This window comes from Embleya sp. NPDC005575 (genome assembly GCF_040605455.1).
Taxonomy (GTDB): Bacteria; Actinomycetota; Actinomycetes; order Streptomycetales; family Streptomycetaceae; genus Embleya.
On sequence record NZ_JBEXCV010000001.1, the window covers coordinates 102,706 to 121,850 of the forward strand.

A 19,145-nucleotide genomic window follows, 5' to 3' on the forward strand; every position below is an offset into this window, starting at 1 on the left:
TTCCTCATCTCGAGCGTGCTGCGGAAGGCTCGGACACAAGCGGTCGCAGGGCGGGTTCGGTGGTCAACGCTGCCCGCAACCGGGCCAGGCCGCGCGAATGTTGGCTCTTGACAGTGCCGGTGGGAGAGCCGAGGACTCGGGCGACCTCGGCTTCGGACATGTCCTCGTAGTAGCGCAGTACGAGCACGGCCCGGGTTCGCGGCGACAAGGTCGCGAGCGCGGCCCACATGTCGGTGTGCAGATCGACCAAAGCGTGCGCGTCGGGCCCGATGGCATCGGGTGGATGGGCCAGGCTCTGTTCGTGCGAAGATCGCCGCCGCCACCACGAGTTGTTGAGGTTGACCACCACACGTCGGGTGTACGCCTCCGCGCCGACACTCCGATCAATGCGCCGCCATCGGCGGTATACACGCATCAGCGCGGTCTGGACCAAGTCTTCCGCACGGTGATGATCCCCGGTCAGCAAATAGGCGGTCCGCAACAGCCGGGTCCGCGCGCCGACCACGAACTCCTTGAACTCGTGCTCGTCTTCCGCGCGCGCCCGACCCCCGATCCGACTTCCCAGACCGGCACGACCGTCCCCGTCCTCGACTTCGGCCTCGTTCATCCACACCCCGTTCCACTGCGCTGCGAACGCTTGTCGCAGGTAGTAGCCCTCGAGGCCCTCGAAAGGTTGCGCTCTCGTCCGACTTTTTGCGACGCGGCGCTCGAAGCACCGGGCTCGCCGCCTTCGAGTGTCCTGACACTCATCGCAATCCGGGAGAACTTCAGGACGAGGCCGGCAGCCCGGCTTGAGTCTCCAGTGGCTCGAGACAGCAGAGTGGGGGCATGGACGGTACGACCCTCTACTCGATCGGGGAGCTTTCCCGGCGGACCGGCTTGTCGGTCACGACGATCCGGTTCTACTCCGATTCGGGCGTGGTGGCACCGACAAAACGAAGTCCCGCCGGATATCGGCTCTACGACCTCGACGCCCTGGTTTGCTTGGAACTCGTGTGCACCTTGCGCGAGTTGGGAATGGATCTCGCCACGGTACGGCGGGTGGTCAACCGTGAACTCGCGGTGGCCGACATCGCCGCGGCGCATGCCGATGCGGTGGACGTGCAGATTCGGCTGCTGCAACTGCGTCGAAGTGTCCTGCGAGTCGTGGCCAAGCGCGGGTCCAGTCCCGAGGAGACCAATCTCATGCACCGACTCACCCGGTTGTCCGGCGAGGAACGCCGACGCCTGATCGACGATTTCCTGGACGACACCTTCGACACGGAGGCTGTGGATGCCGACCCGGTGGTCGCGGCGATGGTTCGATCCGCCACGCCCGATCTCCCCGACGACCCGTCCCCCGAGCAGGTCGCCGCCTGGGTGGAACTCGCCGAACTGGTCGGCGAGGCGGACTTCCGGGCCCGAATGCGCCGGGCGGCCCCCTACCAGGCCGGCCGACGCACGCTCGCCATCGAGACCGAGGCCGGCGACGAACTGATGGAGCTCACCCGCCGCAAGGTCACGGAGGCCAGGGAAGCGGGCATCGACCCGCTCGGCGAACAGGCCGCGCCCGTCGTCGACGACCTCGTACACCGATTCGCCGAGGTCTTCGACCGGACCCCGGACCCGGACTTCCGCAATTGGCTGGCCCGGCAGTTCGAGCCGGCCCACGACCCCCGGGTGGACCGCTACTGGCGACTCGTGTGGATCGTCCGAGGCTGGCAGGTAATCCCGGGCCTGCTCCCGATCCATCCATGGCTCATCCAGGCCCTGCGAGGCACCCCCGACGCTTGATGCCGCGCCCGGTTGGCGCGCGGCGCGTGCGTGGCCGGGTTGCGGCCTGCGCGGGACGGGCGTGTGTGGAACTGCACGCCGAAAAGCCTGATCGCAGCGTCGCCGTGGACCGGCGCAGGTCGTCGGGCCCTTGGAGAGGTCGCCCGGGCCGTCGGAGGGACGTAGCGTTGAGAGAGCGGGGGTTTTGTACATCGTTTTCGAGGCGTCGGCGGTCGATCGACACTCGGCTGTGATTGATGCCTCCGGACCTAAGGAGGAGATGATGGCTGGTCTCGTGCGTAAGAATTTCCAGGCGCCCGAGGAGACGCGCCCGTTCGAAGCGGGCATGGGCAAGGTCGATCTCGTTGCCCTGGATGCCATTCCCGTGGGTCGGGGCACGTTCGAACCGGGCTGGCGCTGGTCGAAGCACGTGAAGCCGATCGCCGGGACCGACACCTGTCAGGCGTCGCACATCGGCTTGACGCTCTCGGGGCGGATGCACATCGTCATGGACGACGGTGAGGAGATGGAATTCGGCGCCGGAGACCTCATGGTCTGCCCGCCCGGACACGACGCGTGGGTCGTCGGCGACGAGCCGTGCGTGGTGCTCGACTGGGCCGGCTTCGGCGACTACGCCAAGCGATAGTCCATCCGCGGGCACTGAGGGACCAGGCGATCTCGCCGCCGTATACGGCGCTGCCTGATACTGCGCACGGCCACCAAGTCCTCGACGTGGTCCCGGCTCAATCCGTTGAACTCCGCGTTCGTGACCTCCCACGAGTATCGCTCGGTCTGCAAGTGCGCCGGGATCAGTCCGGTTTGGTAGTCACGGCGGCGGGTTGCCGTTTCTTCGTACTCCAGCACCGCCGCATAGTTCGCGGAGAGGACGTCAGCGAACCTCGACCACCACGGTGGGTCCGCATCCCAGACCGCCATCACCATCTGTTCAAGGGTTTCGCGTTCAGTGCCGGCGAGGCCAAGCAGGTCGGCAAGGGCGTTGAAGTATGCCTCGGTGCAGAGCCGTTCGCCGGTTTCCGTGCGGGTCACCGTAGATGGACTCACGTTCAACTGTTGCCCGATGCTCGTCGCGGTCCTCTTCCCACGGGCCTTGCGGAGCCGCGCACCGAGGTCTCGTCGAGCCTTGAGATTGCCTGGACCGGTACTCGCCATCGCGTCCCCTCGTCATGACCTGCCTGGTCCAGAGCTTCGACGCCGCCCGTGCGTTCCTGACCTGTCTGTCCCTCGCGGACATCCGAGGAAGGCACCCGTCCGGTCCGGCCTTGACCGCGACGGCCGCTCAACCCGCGAACCCTCGCTCGGCCAGGATCGCGTCGATCCTCGCGCGGTGCGCCACCTCCCACGCGTCGAGCGATTCGTCGGCCTCCTCGGTCGATTTCACCCGGGCGTCCCGAAGTACCCGCTCGCGGCGCGCACCGGGTACGACCACCACGCCCTCCTCGTCGGCCACCACGACATCGCCGGCCGCAACCCACACGCCGCCGCACCGCACCCGCTCGCCGAACGGCGCGACGGCCGTCTTCGTCCCCGGGATCGGGACGACGCCACGCGCGAAGACGGGAAAGCCCATCTCGCGCACCTCGCCGAGATCCCGAATCAGCCCGTCCGCCACAAAGGCGGCGATCCCACGACGCTGCGCGACGGCGCACACGTTTGCGCCCGCCAACGCGTAGTCCACGTCGCCCGATTCGACCACGATGATCGACCCGGGCTCGGCGCGGTGAATGGCCGCGTGCAGCATGAGATTGTCCCCCGGCGCACACCGCACGGTGAACGCCGGGCCGGCGACGCGCGGCATCGAGGGCCACAGCGGACGGATGCCGATGTCCATCACCTGCGCACGGCCGAGTAGGTCGGCAAGGGTGGTCGGCGATATGTCCGCGAATCCGGCGACGTCGCTCATGTCCGTCCTTCGTTCGTACCGACGGCCGGGCGGCCCCGACGGCGGCGAGACTATCGAAGCCGGCCGCCGCGCCTTCGGACGGTCGATTCCGGCGAATGCCCAACGCTGGACCACTCTTTCGAGTGGCACAACCGCGCCGTTGCCGATCTCGCTCGGGCAACTCGCTACAACAGGAGCGGACCTGTCACGGCGACTCTGGGACGACGCGATGACGCACATGGGAATCACGACGGGACGTCGGACGGCCTCGCTGCTGGTGGCGGCGACGAGCTTGGGCGCGCTGCTGTTCGCGCCGGCGACGAACGCGGCGGCGGTCGAGCCCACGCAGGCCACCGTTGCCACCGAGACCGGCACGCGGATTCCGCTCCGGGACGCGATCGCGGGCCTGCGGGTGGCGGAGGAGAACCGGGCCGGCTACGACCGGGACGCGTTCCGGCACTGGGTCGACGCGGACAAGGACGGGTGCTCGACGCGCGCCGAGGTCCTCATCGAGGAGGCCGTCACGCCGCCCGAGATCGGCGCCAAGTGCGCACTCACCGGCGGACGTTGGTACTCGTACTACGAGGACGCCTACGTCGACGGCGCGTCCGGGCTGGACATCGACCACATGGTGCCGCTGGCCGAGGCGTGGGACTCGGGCGCGTCCGCGTGGACGCCGCAGCAGCGCGAGCAGTACGCGAACGATCTCGACCAGCCTCGGGCGCTGGTCGCGGTGACCGCCAAGTACAACCGTTCGAAGGCCGATCAGGATCCGGGCACTTGGCTGCCGCCGTACGAGGGGGCGCGGTGCACGTATCTGACGGACTGGGTGACGGTGAAGACCAAGTACGACCTGACGGTCGACACCACCGAACTCGCCACACTCGAACGGCTGGGCGCGCAGTGTCCCAACGTGCCGATTTCGCCCGGCACGCGATAGGGGCTGCGGCGGGCCGGCCTGCGGGCCGCTTCGTCCTCGAACGCCGGACGGGCCGAAGTTGGCCCGGCTAGCGTTCCCGGTTGCGCCACCGTTCCATGATTCCCACGAACTCCGCCTGGAGGAAGGCGAAGAACTCGGCCGATTCCTGGGCTCGGATGCCTGCCGGGGTGTTCGGCCCGAGGGCCTGTACGCCCTCGCGGAGGACGATCTCGAAGCGGGCCAGGAGTTTGTCGCGTTCGCTGTAGGTCTCGTACCAGAGTTCGTTGTGCAACCGGTAGCGGTCCCGGCGCGAGCCGGGTTCGCGTTCGCGGTGGACCATCCTGATCTGCGACAGGTAGGCGACCGCCGACGACACCGCGGCCGGGCTGATCTGCAACGACTCGGCGAGTTCGGCGGAGGTCATGCTCGCCGAGTCGGCCGCGAGCAGCGCAACGAACACCCGTGCGGCCATCCGTTGCATGCCGGCGTCGGCCAATTCGCCCGCGAAGCGCTCGATGTACCGAGCGACCTCGGCCTCGTCACGCACCGGCCCGTCGTCTCGCATTCGGGTCACCTTCCGCTCAGCCACTTCCCACCACCGTCCATTCATGATTCTTGACTTTTCCAAACTTCACAAGTTCCTGAAAGAAGCGTATGTTCTGAAACATGAACACGGCGATCAGTGTCTCCGGTCTACACAAGTCCTTCGGGCGCACCCACGCCCTCGACGGCCTCGACCTGCACGTCACGGTCGGCGAGGTACACGGCTTCCTCGGGCCCAACGGCGCCGGGAAGTCCACCACCATCCGCGTCCTGCTCGGCCTGATCCGCGCCGACCGCGGCGACGTCACCCTCCTCGGCGGCGACCCCTGGCGCGACGCCGTCGCCCTGCACCGCCGGGTCGCGTACGTGCCCGGCGACGTCACGCTGTGGCGCAACCTCAGCGGCGGCGAGGTGATCGACCTGTACGGCCGGCTGCGCGGCGGCCTGGACCAGGCCCGGCGCGCCGAGCTGCTGGCCCGGTTCGAGCTGGACCCGACCAAGAAGGGCCGCGCCTACTCCAAGGGCAACCGGCAGAAGGTGGCCCTGGTCGCCGCGTTCGCCTCGGACGTGGACCTCCTGGTCCTGGACGAGCCCACGTCCGGCCTGGACCCGCTGATGGAGGACGTGTTCCGGGACTGTGTGCGCGAGGAGCGCGAGCGCGGTCGAACCGTGCTGCTGTCCAGCCACATCCTGGCCGAGGTCGAGGCGCTGTGCGATCGGGTCAGCATCATCCGCAACGGGCGCACCGTCGAGTCGGGTTCGCTGGCCGACCTGCGGCACCTGAGTCGGACCACGGTGCGCGCCGAACTGCGCGGCCCGGGCGGGAGCCTGGCCGATCTCCCGGGCGTGCACGACGTGGCGGCGAGCGACGGCCACGTCGTGCTCCAGGTGGACAACGAGCATCTGGACCCGGTGCTGCGCCGGCTCGCCGAGATCGGCGTACGCGGCCTGACCAGCAGCCCGCCCACCCTGGAGGAGCTGTTCCTGCGGCACTACCGCGCCCAGGACACCGACGCCCCGCTGGTGGCGTCGCGATGACCACCGCCGTCCTCCCGCTGCCGCGCGGCGGCTCCGCACATCACCTGACCGGCACCGGCACCCTGATCCGCCTCGCGTTGCGCCGCGACCGGGTGTTGCTCCCGGTCTGGGTGCTGGTCGTGACCGGCGCCGTATCCAGCGTCGAGCGCTCCCTGGAGAACCTCTACGGCACCGGCGCCGAACGGGCCGAGCTCGCCGCCGACATGAACGCCAACAAGTCGCTCCGCGCCCTGTACGGTGCGGTCTTCGGCGACTCGTACGGCGCCCTCACCGCGTGGCGGATCGGCGGGTACGCCGCACTGCTCGCCGGTCTGATGAGCCTGATCATCGTGATCCGGCACTCCCGCGAGGAGGAGGAGACCGGCCGCCAGGAGGCGCTGTCCGCGGCGATGGTGGGCCGCCGGGCGCCGCTCACCTCGGCTCTGGCCACCGCCGCGCTGGCCGATGCGCTGCTCCTGGTGCTCTGCACGGCGATCCTGCTCGGTGCGGGCCAACCGGCGGCCGGCTCACTCGCGTTCGGCCTCACCATCGCGCTGTCCGGGCTGGTGTTCGCCGCCGTCGCCGCGGTCGCCGCGCAGCTCACCGAGAACGCCCGACTCGCCAAGGGCATCGCCGGCGCCGTCCTGGGCGTCGCCTTCGTACTGCGCGCCTCGGGCGACGCGGCCCGGGAAGCGGCCTCGGCCGGCAACCACCCGCTGGTCTGGGTGTCGCCGCTGGGCTGGGCGGAGAACGTACGGCCGTTCGCCGGCGACCGCTGGTGGGTGCTGCTCCTGCCGGTCGGCCTCATCGCCGGGTGCGTCGCACTCGCCTACACCCTCGCCGACCGGCGCGACCTGGGCGCCGGCTTCGTGCGGCCACGCCCGGGACCGGCGCACGCGCCCGCGTGGCTGGCCGGCGCCTACGGCCTGGCCTGGCGTCTGCAACGCGGCACGCTGCTCGCCTGGGCAGTCGGCTTCGCGTTCGCCGGCGCGGTGTTCGGCGGCATCGCCGACGGAGCACAGGACATCGTCGGCGACAACACCGGGACCCGCGACCTGATCCGCCGCATGGGTGGCCATGTGGCGCTGACCGACGCGTTCCTGTCCACGCTGGTGGGCATGCTCGGGCTGATCTGCGTGTTGTTCACCGCCGGTTCGGTGCTGCGGCTGCGCGACGAGGAGACGAACGGCCGGGCCGAACCGCTGCTGGCGAACACCGTCGGCCGGTTGCGCTGGGCGGGCGGGCACCTGGTGATCGCGTACGCCGGCCCCGTGCTGATCCTGGCCGCCGGCGGCCTCGCGATGGGCCTGTCGTACGGGATCACCGTCGGCGACGTATCCGGCGAACTGCCGCGCATCCTGCTCGCCGCACTCGCCCAGCTTCCGGCCGTGTGGGTGCTCACCGGGCTTGCCGTACTGGTCGTCGGTGCACTGCCGCGGCTGGCCGCGGCGGTGTGGGGCCTGGTCGGGCTGGTGATCGCGCTCGGCTGGCTGGGGCCGGTGCTGGGGCTGCCGCAGGCGGTGCTGGACGTTTCGCCGTTCGGCCACCTGCCGAAGCTGCCCGGCACCGACGTCACGGCCACGCCGTACCTGTGGCTGCTCGTCCTGGCGCTCGCACTGCCGACCGCGGGCCTGGCCGCCCTGCGCGAACGCGACCTGGACTGACAGTGCGGATGTGTGGTGGCTCCTCCGCCGGGTCCGACCGCCGGACCGGCCCCGGCCCCACATCGGGACCCGGCGGCGGAGGGAGCCGAAGCGGCCGAAAGCGGCCGAGCCTCGGCAGGGAGGCTCGGCCGCCGGCGCCGGGTTCAGCCCATCTCCTCCAGCGTCTTGCCCTTCGTCTCCTTGACGAACTTGAGCACGAACGGGATGGACAACACCGCGAAACACGCGTACATCACGTACGTCGCCGACAGGTTCCAGTCCGAGAGCGTCGGGAACGACACGGTGATCACCCAGTTGGCGATCCACTGCGCGGACGCGGCCACGCCCAGCGCCGCGGCGCGGATCCTGTTCGGGAACATCTCACCGAGGAAGACCCACACCACCACGCCCCACGACAGCGCAAAGAACAACACGAACGAGTGGGCCGCGATCAGCGCCACGGTGCCCTCGGTGTCCGGGAGCTTGATGTTCTTGCCCGTGCCGGTCCGGGCGGAGAAGGCCCACGCGACCAGGCCGAGCGAGAGCGCCATGCCGGCCGAGCCGACCAGCGCGAGCGGTCTGCGGCCCACCCGGTCGACCAGCGAGATCGCGATGATCGTGCCGATGATGTTGATGATCGAGGTGGTGAACGAGTACAGGAACGAGCTGGTCGGGTCGATGCCCACCGACTGCCACAGCGACGCCGAGTAGTAGAAGATCACGTTGATGCCGACCAGTTGCTGGAACACCGAGAGCCCGATGCCGACCCACACGATCGGCAGGAACAGGAATCCGCCGCCGCCCAGCAGGTCCTTGAACGTGGACTTGTGCTCGCGGCGCATCGCCTCCTTGATTTCGGCGACGCGCGCGTCCAGGTCGACCTGGTCGCTCTCCACCTCGGCGAGCACCTTCTTGGCCTGATCGTCTCGACCGACCGAGATCAAAAAGCGCGGCGACTCGGGGATGGTGAAGGTGAACAGGCCGTACAGCACGGCCGGGATCACCATCACGCCGAGCATCACCTGCCACGCCTCCAGGCCGAAGAGCAGCTTGCCACGCTGGTCGCCGTCGGCGAGGTTGAGGATGCCCCAGTTGACCAGCTGCGAGACCGCGATGCCGGTGACGATCGCGGCCTGCTGGAAGGAGCCGAGCCGACCGCGATAGGCGGGTGGGGCGACCTCGGCGATGTAGGCCGGGCCGATCACCGAGGCCATCCCGATCGCCATCCCGCCGAGCACGCGCCACATGGCCAGGTCCCACAGCGCGAACGGCAGCGCTGAGCCGACCGCACTGACCGCGAACAACACGGCCGCGATCTGCATCACCCGAATCCGGCCGATCCGGTCGGCGATCCGCCCGGCGATCGCCGCGCCGATCGCGCAGCCGACCAACGCTGCGGCGACCACCTGGGCGAGCAGGCTGGATCCGGGCTCGAACTTGCCCCGGATGCCCTCGACCGCGCCGTTGATCACCGAGCTGTCGTAGCCGAAGAGGAAGCCGCCCATCGCGGCGGCAGCGGTGATGAAGATGACGTGGCCGAGGTGTTCCGAATAGGTGTCCCCACCCGGCTGTCCGGTCGTCGATGTGCTGCCGGCCAACGCCGCCTCCTGCGCATTGTGCACCTCGTCCCGATCCGGCGCGGTGCGTGTGGTGCCGTGGTCCAAAGAACTCGCCGGACCCTGAGAGTTGCCCGAGAACACCGCCCTAACCATGCCCATGCGCCCGGATGGCGCCCGCCCGCACGCCCGCGCTCCCCGCCGTTCACCGGTACAGTCCGCCGAATGGGTGGGGTCTGGTCCCGATGGGGAGCGGTGCTGGTCGCGTGCGCGGTCGCCGCGCCCTTCGTGCTGCTGCTCGCACCGCGCCGGCCGCGCGTCGCGGTCGTCGCCGGGATGGTGCTCGGCACCCTCCCGTGGGTGTGGATGGTGCTGACCCCGGTCGGCTCGGGCCACGCGCTCAGCCTGCTGCCGCTGCGCGATCTGGCGGCCGTACTGCGTGGCGACCCGGTGACCGCGGTGGTCCAGGTGGGCGGCAATCTCGCGGTGTTCGCGGCGCTCGGCTTCCTGCTGCCCTTCCACGCGTCGCGCTTCGCCGGTCGGGCCGGCGCGTGGCGGATCGCCGGTCTGGCCGCGTCGGCGTCCGTCACGATCGAGATCGCCCAGTGGTGGCTCGCGATCGGGCGGGTGTCCTCGGTGGACGACGTGCTCCTGAACACCTCCGGTGCCGTCATCTCGGCCGGGCTCTGCGCCGTGTGCCGAGCCGCCGCGCGTGCCACGCGCACGCACGCCGGCTGACGTCGGCGGCGTTTCCCCTGCCCGGCAAGGGAAACGACCTTGGCGGACACCCTTGACAGTGCCGAGAGGGCGGGCCTAATTTCCTCTACAACTCTTAGGAAGGTTTCCTAACAGTGGCGAAGAGGAGGCCGCTCATGGCCGGCAGCACCGAGCGCGGCGCGGGAGCGTCCGGGCGGGAGCAGGCCGGGCGGCCGAGTCTTTTGCGCGCCATCAACGATCGGGCCGCGCTTGAACTCCTCTTGCGGCACGGGCGGCTGTCCCGGGGCCAGATCGGCTCGATGACGGGTTTGTCGAAGCCGACCGCCTCGCAGCTGCTCTCCCGCCTGGAGGCGGCCGGCCTGGTCGTCGGGGTCGGAACCACCGAGGGCGGCCGAGGACCCGGCGCCCAGCTCTACGAGATCAACCCGGCGGCGGGACACGTCGCGGGCCTGGACGTCACGCCCGCCCGGATCCGGGTGGCCATCGCCGATCTGACCGGACGGGTGGTGGGCGAACACGAACTGGCCACCCCACGCCGGGAAGCGGCCGATACGCCGGGCCGGATCCGGGACGCGGTGCGTGCCGCGGCCAAGCCCGCCGGGCTCGACCTCGCCGACCTCGCGCACGTGGTGATCGGCATCCCGGGAGCGTTCGACCCGACCACCGAACAGTTCCGCTACGGCCGCCACCTCGCGGGCTGGCACTCCCCCGGTGTGCTGGACCTCGTCCGCGAGGAACTCGGCCTGACCGTGGACGTGGAGAACGACGTCAACCTGGCCGCGCTCGCCGAGCAGCGAGACGGATCGGCCCGCGACGGCGGCGACTTCGTCCTGTTGTGGGTGGACGAAGGCATCGGCTGCGCGATCGTGCTCGGCGGCCGACTGCACCGAGGCTCCACCGGTGGCGCGGGCGAGGTCGGCTACATGCCGATGCCCGGCGCCCCGCTGCCGCACGACGTCAGCCGCCGCAATACCGGCGGCTTCCAGCAACTCGCGGGCGCGCCCGCCGTGTTGTCCCTTGCCCGGGCCTACGGGGTGGGCAGTCGTACCGCTCCGCAGGCGGTCGCCCGAGCGGTGCGCGCGACCGAGTCGCGCGGCGGAGCCTTCCTCGACGAGCTGGCCAACCGGCTGGCGGTGGGCCTCGCGGTGATCGTCTCGGTGCTCGATCCGGGACTCGTCGTCTTGTCGGGGGCCATCCCGATGGCCGGCGGCGAGGCACTGCGCTCACGCGTGGTCGACGAGTTGCATCGCCTCGCGATCGCGCGCCCACGCGTGGTGCTCGGCGACGTACCGGCCAATCCCGTCCTCGCCGGCGCCGTGCACGCGGCGCTCGACGTCGCCCGCGACGTCGTCTTCACCACGACCTGACGCATCCTCGCCCGACCCGGTACCGCGCACACGAAAGCCCTCGCTCGCGATTCGGCACCGCACTCCCACCGCGGCGTGCCTCCGACCGCGCGCTCTGTCGCTCGACCCGCACCACCGCAAGGCCCCCGGCGCCGCTCGTCCCGGCCGCGCCGTCGCCATCTCCGGAGGAGGACCCAGTGCACAGACTCCCACGGCTCCGTCGTTCCATCACGACCCTCGCGTGCGCCGCCACGCTCGCCATGCTGGCCTCCGCGTGCGCCGGCGACGACGGCGGCTCGGGAACCGGTGCGAACGAGGCGCCCGACAAGAAGGTCACCATCACCTTCTGGCACGGCTGGAGTGCCGAAAGCGAGACCAAGGCGGTCAAGGACCTGGTCGCCAAGTTCAACGTGAAGCACCCCAACATCAAGGTCGACATCGTCTCCAACGTCACCGACGACAAGATCACCCAGGGCATCCGCTCCGGCAAGGGCCCGGACGTGGTCTCCTCGTTCACCACCGACAACGTCGGCCAGTTCTGTACGTCGGGCTCGTGGACCGACCTGGCGCCGTGGCTGGCCAAGTCCAACATCGACCCCGCCGCGACGTTCCCCAAGCCGGTCCTGGACTACACCCAGTTCCAGGGCAAGCGCTGCGCGCTGCCGCTGCTCGCCGACTCCTACGGGCTGTACTACAACAAGGACATGTTCGCCGCCGCGGGCATCACCGCGCCGCCGAAGACGTTCACCGAACTGACCGAGACCGCCAAGAAGCTCAACCAGCTCAACGGCGACGGCACGTTCAAGGTCGCCGGCTTCCTGCCGACCTTCCACGCCTACGAGTTCTCCGCCGCGCACACGCTGGCCCAGTTCGGTCCGACTTACCAGACACCCGACGGCAAGTCGAGCCTGTCCAAGGACCCGGTCGTCCCGCAGTTCTTCAACTGGCAGAAGCAATTCGTGGAGAGCCAGGGCGGGTTCGACAAGCTGGAGAAGTTCCGCACCACGTTCGGTGAGGAGTTCTCCGCCGAGAACCCGTTCATGAGCGGCAAGCTCGCAATGACCATGGACGGCGAGTGGCGCACCGCGATGATCGCCCAGGACGCGCCGAACCTGAACTACGGCACCGCGCCGTTCCCGGTCCCGGACGACCAGCTCGACAAGTACGGCCGCAGCTACCTCACCGGGACCACCGTCGGCATCGCCAAGTCCAGCCACCACCAGGCCGCGGCCTGGGAGTTCGTCAAGTTCGTCACCACCGACACCGACGCGCAGGTCGCGTTCTCGGAGGCGATCCACAACGTGCCCAGCACCAACGCCGCGCTGGCCGCGTCGCCGCTGGCGGGCGACGAGCACTTCAAGCCGTTCATCGACGCCTTCAAGCACCCCGCCAGCAACACCACGCCCGCCAGCCCCAACGGCGGCAAGTACCAGGTCACCCTCTCCGAGTACGCCTACAAGTGGGAGGCCGGTCAAGGCGGCGACCTGACCAAGAGCCTGGCCGATCTGGACAAGCAGATCGACACCGACGTGGCCCAGGTCAAGTGATCCGATGACCACGACCGCCCCCGCGGCGGCGAAGGTCCCGGCGGCGCTGCGCAGGCAGCGCCGCCGGCGGAACCTGCGCACGCTCGCCTTCCTGTCCCCGTGGCTGATCGGCTTCTCGGTCTTCTTCGCGTATCCGCTCGGCGCGACCGTGTACTACTCGTTCACCCGCTACGACCTGATCAACGCGCCCGTCTGGGTGGGCATGCGCAACTGGGACTACGTGCTCAACGACTACCCGCCGCTGTGGCAGGCGTTGCGCAACACGCTGTGGCTGGTCGTGGTGATGGTCACCCTGCGGGTGATCTTCGGCCTGGGCCTGGGCATGTTGGCGATCCGGCTCAAGCGCGGCGGCGGGCTCTTCCGCACGCTGTCCTACCTGCCCTACCTGGCCCCGCCGGTGGCCGCCACGATCGGCTTCGCGTTCCTGCTCAACCCGGGTACCGGACCGGTCAATCACCTGCTCGGCAACGTCGGCATGCCGCAACCGGGCTGGTTCAACGACCCGGACTGGTCCAAGCCGGCCCTGACCCTGCTCGCCCTGTGGGGCATCGGCGACCTGCTGGTGATCTTCACCGCGTCGCTGCTCGACGTGCCGCGCGAGCAGTACGAGGCGGCGGAGTTGGACGGCGTCGGGCCGTGGCAGCGCTTTCGCTACGTGACCTGGCCGGCGATCACCCCGGTGGTGCTGTTCGCCGTGGTCACCGGCGTGATCCAGACCATGCAGTACTACACGCAGGCAATGGTGGCCGGAAAGGTCGCGAGCGGCATCATCGGCAACTCCGGCCAGTCGTTCGAACCGGGCTATCCGCAGGGCACCACGCTGACGCTGCCGCAACTGGTCTACGAGGAAGGGTTCTCCACCTTCAACACGGGCGCTGCGTGCGTGATCTCGCTGCTCCTGTTCGTGATCGCGATGGCGTTCACCTTCCCGCTGCTGCGTCGCCGCTCGGGCCTGCTCGACGACGACTGAGCCCCCGGGTCGAAGACCGCCCGCACCCCCTACCGGTCACGGAACACGCATGCCGGTAGTCCCAGTTCGACGATCCACCGTGCCCAGAAGGGATCGGATCCATGGCCCAGACCGTCACGGCCGAGGCCGCCGGCATCGCGCCGCCGCTCGCGCCCGCCCGGACGCCGCCGCGCCCGCAACGGCGCAAGCGCGTACTGACCTGGATCGGCGTGCACACGCTCGCCGTCACCGCCGTACTGTTCTTCATCCTGCCGTTCGTGTTCCTGTTCCTGACCTCGGTGATGAGCAACAAGCAGGCGCTCACCAGCGACCTGTGGCCCACCTCGTGGGAGTGGGGCAACTACACCAAGGTGATGCGGACCCCGGGCTTCGGGACCTGGTGGCGCAACACGCTGATGTACGCCGGGCTCGGCACCCTGTTCACCGTGGTCTCCAGCCTGCCGGTGGCCTACGCGCTGGCCAAGTTCCGGTTCCGCTTCCGCGGCGTGGCACTGATGCTGGTGATCTCCTCGATGATGTTGCCGCCGCAGGTGATCATCATCCCGATGTACATCTTCTGGGCCAAGCAGATGCACCTGAGCGGGACGCTCTGGCCACTGATCATCCCGATGGCCTTCGGCGACGCCTTCACCATCTTCCTGCTCCGCCAGTTCCTGCTCACCATCCCGTCCGAATACCTGGACGCGGCCCGGGTGGACGGGTGCGGCGAGCTGCGCATCCTGATCTCGATCGTGATGCCGATGATCCGGCCGGCGATCGCGGCGGTCGCGCTGTTCCAGTTCTTCTACTGCTGGAACGACTACTTCGGTCCACAGGTGTACGCGTCCGAGAATCCGGGCGCATGGACCCTGTCCTACGGCCTGGAATCGTTCAAGGGCGCACACCAGGTCAATTGGAATCTCATGATGGCCGCCACGCTCCTTGTGATGGCGCCGGTGATCCTCGTGTTCTTCTTCGCTCAGAAGGCGTTCATCGAGGGCGTGACTTTGACGGGAGTAAAGGGTTGAAGCTCGCGGTGGTGGGCGGTGGGTCCACATACACGCCCGAACTGGCGGACGGCCTGGGCCGGTTGCGCGAAATCTTGCCGGTCGACGAACTCGTGCTCGTCGATCCGGTGCTCGAACGACTCGAGCCGGTCGGCGCGGTGGTGCGTCGCATTCTGGCCCGGTACGGACACCCGGCCCGGGTGGTGCTGACCGACGACCTCGACGCGGGAGTCGAGGACGCCGACGCGGTGCTCTTCCAGCTCCGGGTGGGTGGTCAGGAGGCCCGCGCACAGGACGAGGCGTGGCCGCTGGACTGCGGGTGCGTGGGGCAGGAGACCACCGGTGCGGGTGGCCTGGCCAAGGCGCTGCGCACCGTGCCGGTGGTGCTGGATGCGGCCGAACGGGTGCGCCGGGCCGCGCCGAACGCGTGGATCGTGGACTTCACCAACCCGGTGGGCATCGTCACCCGCGCGCTGCTGGACGCCGGCCACCGCGCGGTGGGGCTGTGCAACGTCGCGATCAGCTTCCAGCGTCGCTTCGCCGCGATGCTCGACGTGGCGCCGAACCGGCTGCGGCTCGACCACGTCGGGCTCAATCACCTGACCTGGGAACGCGGGCTGCACGTCCTGGACGAGCACGGCAAGCCGGGTCCCGACCTGCTCCCGACGCTGCTGGCCGAGCACGGTCCGGCGATCGCGGAGGACATCGAGCTGCCGGTGGAACTGCTGCGCGCGCAAGGCACCGTGCCGTCCTACTACCTGCGCTACTTCTACGCGCACGACGCGGTGGTCTCCGCACAGCGGCACACCACGTCCCGGGCCCAGCAGGTGGCCGCGATCGAGCGCGAACTGCTGGAGCTGTACGCGGACCCGACCCTGGACACCAAGCCGGAGTTGCTGGAACGCCGAGGCGGGGCCTACTACTCGGAGGCGGCGGTGGCCCTGGTGGCCGCGCTGCTGGGCACGGGTTCCGGGTCGGGGTCCGGTTCCGCGTCCGCAGCCGGTTTCGAGGAGAGCGAGCGGGTCCAGGTCGCGGACGTACGCAACAACGGCACGCTGCCGTTCCTGCCGGACGACGCGGTGATCGAGGTGCCGTCGCGGATCGACGCGAACGGCGCGACGCCGCTGCCGGTGGCGCCGCTGGGGCCGTTGCACTCCGGGTTGATCGCGCATGTGGCGGCGTACGAGGAGCTCGCGCTGGACGCCGCGCTGCGCGGTGGGCGCGATCGGGTGGTCGCCGCGCTGCTCGCGCATCCGCTGATCGGGCAGTACGACATCGCCGAGGCACTCACGGATCGGCTGCTTGCGGCGGGCAAGGAGCACCTGCCGTGGGCCCGGTAGCGGAGGGCGGGGCCGATTCCTCCGAATCGGCCCCGGCCGTGCTCGCGATCGACGCGGGCAACTCCAAGACCGACGTGGCGGTCGTCGACGCGAACGGTCGGGTGTGGGGGCGCGGTCGGGGCGCGGGCTACGCGCCGTACCAACTCGGCCAGGACGCGGCGGTCGAGCGGATCGCCTCGCTGGTGGAGGAGGTACTGCGGTCGGCCGCGGGGGCCGGACCGGTGGAGCACGTCGCGGCGTACCTGGCCAACATCGACCTGCCGGTCGAGGAGTTGCACCTGCGCAAGGAGTTCGAGGACCGGGGCTGGGCCCGTACGGTCACCGTCGGCAACGACACGTTCGCGGTGCTGCGTTCGGGCACGGGCGCGCCGCGCGGGGTCGCGGTGGTGTGCGGGGCCGGGATCAACTGCGTGGGCCTGCTGCCGGACGGCCGGACCGCGCGCTTCCCGGCGCTGGGGCGGATCACCGGCGATTGGGGCGGCGGGCTCGGCCTGATGGAGGAGGTGATGTGGTCGTCGGTGCGAGCCGAGGACGGTCGGGGTCCGGCGACCGCGTTGGCCGACGCGACGGCCGGGCACTTCGGTCTGGAGTCGGCGACCGCCGTGGCCGAGGCGGTGCACCTGGGCGAGTTGCCGTCCGAGCGGCTGCACGAACTGGTCCCGCTGCTGTTCCGGATCGCCGACGCCGGGGATCCGGTGGCGGGCGAGGTGGTCGAGCGGCAGGCCGGGGAGATCGCGGTGATGGCGGTGACCGCGCTGGGTCGGCTCGATCTGCTGGCGGAGGAGGCCGACGTCGTGCTGGGCGGCGGCGTCCTGGCGGCCCAGCCCCCGATGCTGATGGCTGCGGTCTCCCGACTGATCCTGCGCTCCGCGCCACGGGCGGTGCTGCGGGTGGCGATGGATCCGCCGGTGGTGGGCGCGGCCCTGTTGGGCCTGGACCGCCTGCGCGCCGACGGCCGAGCACCGGAGGACCCGACGGGCACAGCGGAGCGACGGCTGCGCGCCGGGTGGGCGGGGACGGGCTGATCGGGGCGGGCGGCGTCGGGCAGGCGGGGGTACCGGTGGTGGGGGCGCCTGTCGGATGTGGACCGGATCGGGTGGGTGCCGGCGACTGGGGTGCCGGCGGCTGTGTGCCGGGAGATCCGACGGGCGCGGCGCAGCGGCGGCGGCGGCTGCGCACCGGGCGGGGGCGTACGGCCTGATCCGGGCAGTGGTGTCGGGCGGGCGGGGAGGCGCCGGTGGTGGGCTCGGCGCTACCGGGTGCCGGCGACCGGGGCCGGGGGAACCGACGGGCGTGGCATAGCGGCTGCGGCTGCCCCGTACCGGGCGGGGCGTACGGCCTGATCCGGGCGGGTGGTGTCGGGCGGGGAGGCGTCGGTGGTGGGCGGGGCCTTCCCGCTCCCGGCGGGCGGCATCCGGGGGGTTCACGTCGGTCGCATACGATCCCGGCGGGGCGGGACGACGCGACGGGGCCCACATGATGCGGACGAGGACGACAGTGGGCGATTTCGCGTGATCGACGGTTCGGTATCGGGCTTGACCCGTGACCGCGCGACCTGGCTGCTGTACCTGCACATGGCCGCCTTCGGCTATTTCCTGTACTGCTTCGGCCCCTCCGTCACGCTGCTGGGCGACGACTTGGGCGTGAGCAACGCGGTGGCGGCGCTGCACAGTACGGCGTACGCGGCGGCCGGCGTGTTGATCGCGCTGCTCGGCGACCGGCCGATGCGCCGGTTCGGGCGTGGGCGCACGTTGTGGGCGGGCTGCGGATTGTTGAGCGCGGGTGTGTTGGCGTACTGCGCGGCCGGGGCGCCGGCCGTGTCGCTGAGCGCGGCGCTGCTGTGCGGCTTCGGCGCGTTCCTGGTGGTCAACGTGGCCGGCACGGCACTCGCGGACCACCACGGCCCGATCGCCGGCCCGAGCGCCCTGAGCGAGGCCAATGGCCTCGCGGCCGGGGTCGGGATGGCCGCACCCTTGCTGATCGGCGTGATGGACTCGTCCGGGCCGGGCTGGCGCTGGGCGATGGTGGTGGTCCCGGTGCTCTTCGGTGCCCTGGCGGCGGGCTTCGGACGGACGCAGATCCCGGACGTGGTCGCCGCGACGCCTTCGCGCACGCCGCCTGGGTCGCCTTCGCCGGAGGCGCCGCCGGAGTCCGCGGGCTCGGCGGCTCCGCCGCCCCCATCGCCTCCGTTGTCGGTGCCGACGCTTTTGCCGCCGGCATCGCCCTCGGCAAAAGCGCGGGCCTCGCGAGTCACGGGGGCCCCGCCGGTCTCGACGTCGAGTGGGTCGCTGCCCGCCGCGTACTGGTGGGCGTGGCTGCTGACGGTCTGCTCGGTGGGGGTCGAGTTCTCGCTGTCGTTGTGGGCCTCGACGCTGCTGCGCGACCGGACCGGCATGTCCGAGGGCGCCGCCGCCACCGCGATGACCGCCGTGGTGGCCGGCCTGTGCCTGGGCCGCCTGGCGGGCGGGCGGCTCGCACTGCGCATCCCGCTGGACCGGCTGTACGGCAGCGCCGTCGCGGTGAACCTGGTCGGCTTCGCCCTGTTCTGGTCGGCCACGGTCCCCTGGCTCGCCTACCTCGGCCTGTTCGTCTCCGGCCTGGGCATGTCCGTCCAGTTCCCGCTGGCCACCGCAGCGGCCATCCGCGCCGCCGCCGGCCGAGCCGACCTGGCCGTCTCCCGCCTGGCCGTGGCCACCACCCTGGCCGCCGGCGGCGCCCCGTTCCTCCTCGGCCTGGCCACCGACCTGATGCCCGTCCGCACCGCCTTCCTGCTCCTCCCCATCCTGCTCCTGGCCTCCCTCCCCATACTCCACAAAAGCACCCACCCCAAGCCCCGCCCCTGAACACGGCCCAAAAGCGCGGGCACGGCGCGACAGGCGCGGAGGCCGGGTGCGGCGGTCACGGCGCGG

General features: G+C 70.5%; 18 protein-coding genes. 13 read left to right on the forward strand and 5 right to left on the reverse strand.

All coding sequences use genetic code 11. The features are described 5' to 3' along the window. Window positions 1–4: 4 nt before the first annotated feature. Complete coding sequence (locus tag ABZS54_RS00430) at window positions 5–607, reverse strand: SigE family RNA polymerase sigma factor (protein ID WP_355528883.1); 603 nt, start codon at window positions 605–607, stop codon at window positions 5–7. 221 nt (window positions 608–828) lie between these two features. On the opposite strand from ABZS54_RS00430, the gene ABZS54_RS00435 reads away from it, so the two are divergent. Together ABZS54_RS00435 and ABZS54_RS00440 are read left to right on the forward strand one after the other, a co-directional pair. Further along, window positions 829–1,773, forward strand: a complete 945-nt coding sequence (locus ABZS54_RS00435) for a MerR family transcriptional regulator (RefSeq protein WP_355528886.1) — start codon at window positions 829–831, stop codon at window positions 1,771–1,773. A 262-nt stretch (window positions 1,774–2,035) separates the two neighbouring features. Continuing rightward, window positions 2,036–2,398 (forward strand): cupin domain-containing protein, encoded by a 363-nt coding sequence (locus ABZS54_RS00440; protein ID WP_355528984.1) that lies wholly within the window; start codon window positions 2,036–2,038, stop codon window positions 2,396–2,398. On the opposite strand, the gene ABZS54_RS00445 is transcribed toward ABZS54_RS00440, so the two are convergent. Both ABZS54_RS00445 and ABZS54_RS00450 read right to left on the reverse strand, forming a co-directional pair. Further along, complete coding sequence (locus ABZS54_RS00445) at window positions 2,383–2,922, reverse strand: Scr1 family TA system antitoxin-like transcriptional regulator (RefSeq protein ID WP_355528889.1); 540 nt, start codon at window positions 2,920–2,922, stop codon at window positions 2,383–2,385. The two genes, ABZS54_RS00440 and ABZS54_RS00445, sit on opposite strands and share 16 nt — an antisense overlap. Window positions 2,923–3,049: 127 nt before the next feature. Then, a complete protein-coding gene (locus ABZS54_RS00450; protein WP_355528892.1) occupies window positions 3,050–3,673 on the reverse strand; it encodes an RraA family protein in 624 nt (207 codons plus the stop codon). Window positions 3,674–3,890: 217 nt separating this feature from the next. Between ABZS54_RS00450 and ABZS54_RS00455 the strand changes: the two genes are divergently transcribed. Beyond that, on the forward strand, window positions 3,891–4,592 hold the full coding sequence (locus tag ABZS54_RS00455) for an HNH endonuclease family protein (RefSeq protein WP_355528895.1): 702 nt from the start codon (window positions 3,891–3,893) through the stop codon (window positions 4,590–4,592). Between the two features lie 67 nt (window positions 4,593–4,659). Here the strand turns inward: ABZS54_RS00455 and ABZS54_RS00460 are convergent, their stop codons facing one another. Further along, the gene (locus ABZS54_RS00460; protein WP_355528898.1) at window positions 4,660–5,136 is read right to left on the reverse strand and encodes a MarR family transcriptional regulator; all 477 of its coding nucleotides are present in this window, start codon (window positions 5,134–5,136) and stop codon (window positions 4,660–4,662) included. A gap of 101 nt (window positions 5,137–5,237) precedes the next feature. Between ABZS54_RS00460 and ABZS54_RS00465 the strand changes: the two genes are divergently transcribed. Both ABZS54_RS00465 and ABZS54_RS00470 read left to right on the forward strand, forming a co-directional pair. Beyond that, entirely contained in the window at window positions 5,238–6,152 is a 915-nt protein-coding gene (locus ABZS54_RS00465) for an ABC transporter ATP-binding protein (protein WP_355528901.1), read from the forward strand. Then, window positions 6,149–7,795, forward strand: coding sequence for an ABC transporter permease (locus ABZS54_RS00470; protein ID WP_355528904.1), 1,647 nt, complete (start codon window positions 6,149–6,151; stop codon window positions 7,793–7,795). The genes ABZS54_RS00465 and ABZS54_RS00470 overlap by 4 nt, the downstream gene beginning before the upstream one ends. Before the next feature lie 143 nt (window positions 7,796–7,938). Here ABZS54_RS00470 and ABZS54_RS00475 read toward each other — a convergent pair whose 3' ends face one another. Beyond that, window positions 7,939–9,492 carry a sugar porter family MFS transporter gene (locus ABZS54_RS00475; RefSeq protein WP_355528907.1) on the reverse strand — a complete coding sequence of 518 codons (1,554 nt, stop codon included), beginning with the start codon at window positions 9,490–9,492 and terminating at the stop codon, window positions 7,939–7,941. 63 nt (window positions 9,493–9,555) lie between these two features. Between ABZS54_RS00475 and ABZS54_RS00480 the strand changes: the two genes are divergently transcribed. The 8 genes from ABZS54_RS00480 to ABZS54_RS00515 all read left to right on the forward strand — a co-directional run bounded on the left by ABZS54_RS00480 (window position 9,556) and on the right by ABZS54_RS00515 (window position 19,079). Beyond that, the gene (locus ABZS54_RS00480) at window positions 9,556–10,068 is read left to right on the forward strand and encodes a VanZ family protein (RefSeq protein ID WP_355528910.1); all 513 of its coding nucleotides are present in this window, start codon (window positions 9,556–9,558) and stop codon (window positions 10,066–10,068) included. 134 nt (window positions 10,069–10,202) lie between these two features. Further along, a complete protein-coding gene (locus tag ABZS54_RS00485) occupies window positions 10,203–11,414 on the forward strand; it encodes an ROK family transcriptional regulator (RefSeq protein ID WP_355528913.1) in 1,212 nt (403 codons plus the stop codon). 239 nt (window positions 11,415–11,653) lie between these two features. Then, window positions 11,654–12,940: an ABC transporter substrate-binding protein gene (locus ABZS54_RS00490; RefSeq protein WP_355528987.1), complete on the forward strand. Its 1,287-nt coding sequence runs from the start codon at window positions 11,654–11,656 to the stop codon at window positions 12,938–12,940. Between the two features lie 4 nt (window positions 12,941–12,944). Further along, window positions 12,945–13,910 (forward strand): sugar ABC transporter permease, encoded by a 966-nt coding sequence (locus ABZS54_RS00495; protein ID WP_355528916.1) that lies wholly within the window; start codon window positions 12,945–12,947, stop codon window positions 13,908–13,910. Between the two features lie 101 nt (window positions 13,911–14,011). Then, a complete protein-coding gene (locus ABZS54_RS00500) occupies window positions 14,012–14,917 on the forward strand; it encodes a carbohydrate ABC transporter permease (protein WP_355528918.1) in 906 nt (301 codons plus the stop codon). Next, window positions 14,914–16,236, forward strand: a complete 1,323-nt coding sequence (locus ABZS54_RS00505; RefSeq protein ID WP_355528921.1) for a 6-phospho-beta-glucosidase — start codon at window positions 14,914–14,916, stop codon at window positions 16,234–16,236. The genes ABZS54_RS00500 and ABZS54_RS00505 overlap by 4 nt, the downstream gene beginning before the upstream one ends. After that, window positions 16,224–17,261, forward strand: coding sequence for a BadF/BadG/BcrA/BcrD ATPase family protein (locus tag ABZS54_RS00510; protein WP_355528924.1), 1,038 nt, complete (start codon window positions 16,224–16,226; stop codon window positions 17,259–17,261). The genes ABZS54_RS00505 and ABZS54_RS00510 overlap by 13 nt, the downstream gene beginning before the upstream one ends. Window positions 17,262–17,771: 510 nt before the next feature. Further along, window positions 17,772–19,079 carry an MFS transporter gene (locus ABZS54_RS00515; protein ID WP_355528927.1) on the forward strand — a complete coding sequence of 436 codons (1,308 nt, stop codon included), beginning with the start codon at window positions 17,772–17,774 and terminating at the stop codon, window positions 19,077–19,079. The last annotated feature ends 66 nt before the right edge of the window (window positions 19,080–19,145 follow it).

Coding starts and splice junctions, on each gene's coding strand:
- ABZS54_RS00470 (WP_355528904.1), top strand. CDS start 6,149: ATGACCACCGCCGTCCTCCCGCTGCCGCGCGGCGGCTCCGCACATCAC.
- ABZS54_RS00440 (WP_355528984.1), top strand. CDS start 2,036: ATGGCTGGTCTCGTGCGTAAGAATTTCCAGGCGCCCGAGGAGACGCGC.
- ABZS54_RS00445 (WP_355528889.1), bottom strand. CDS start 2,922: ATGGCGAGTACCGGTCCAGGCAATCTCAAGGCTCGACGAGACCTCGGT.
- ABZS54_RS00460 (WP_355528898.1), bottom strand. CDS start 5,136: ATGCGAGACGACGGGCCGGTGCGTGACGAGGCCGAGGTCGCTCGGTAC.
- ABZS54_RS00465 (WP_355528901.1), top strand. CDS start 5,238: ATGAACACGGCGATCAGTGTCTCCGGTCTACACAAGTCCTTCGGGCGC.
- ABZS54_RS00485 (WP_355528913.1), top strand. CDS start 10,203: ATGGCCGGCAGCACCGAGCGCGGCGCGGGAGCGTCCGGGCGGGAGCAG.
- ABZS54_RS00490 (WP_355528987.1), top strand. CDS start 11,654: ATGCTGGCCTCCGCGTGCGCCGGCGACGACGGCGGCTCGGGAACCGGT.
- ABZS54_RS00455 (WP_355528895.1), top strand. CDS start 3,891: ATGGGAATCACGACGGGACGTCGGACGGCCTCGCTGCTGGTGGCGGCG.
- ABZS54_RS00435 (WP_355528886.1), top strand. CDS start 829: ATGGACGGTACGACCCTCTACTCGATCGGGGAGCTTTCCCGGCGGACC.
- ABZS54_RS00500 (WP_355528918.1), top strand. CDS start 14,012: ATGGCCCAGACCGTCACGGCCGAGGCCGCCGGCATCGCGCCGCCGCTC.
- ABZS54_RS00495 (WP_355528916.1), top strand. CDS start 12,945: ATGACCACGACCGCCCCCGCGGCGGCGAAGGTCCCGGCGGCGCTGCGC.
- ABZS54_RS00450 (WP_355528892.1), bottom strand. CDS start 3,673: ATGAGCGACGTCGCCGGATTCGCGGACATATCGCCGACCACCCTTGCC.
- ABZS54_RS00430 (WP_355528883.1), bottom strand. CDS start 607: ATGAACGAGGCCGAAGTCGAGGACGGGGACGGTCGTGCCGGTCTGGGA.
- ABZS54_RS00480 (WP_355528910.1), top strand. CDS start 9,556: ATGGGTGGGGTCTGGTCCCGATGGGGAGCGGTGCTGGTCGCGTGCGCG.
- ABZS54_RS00475 (WP_355528907.1), bottom strand. CDS start 9,492: ATGGGCATGGTTAGGGCGGTGTTCTCGGGCAACTCTCAGGGTCCGGCG.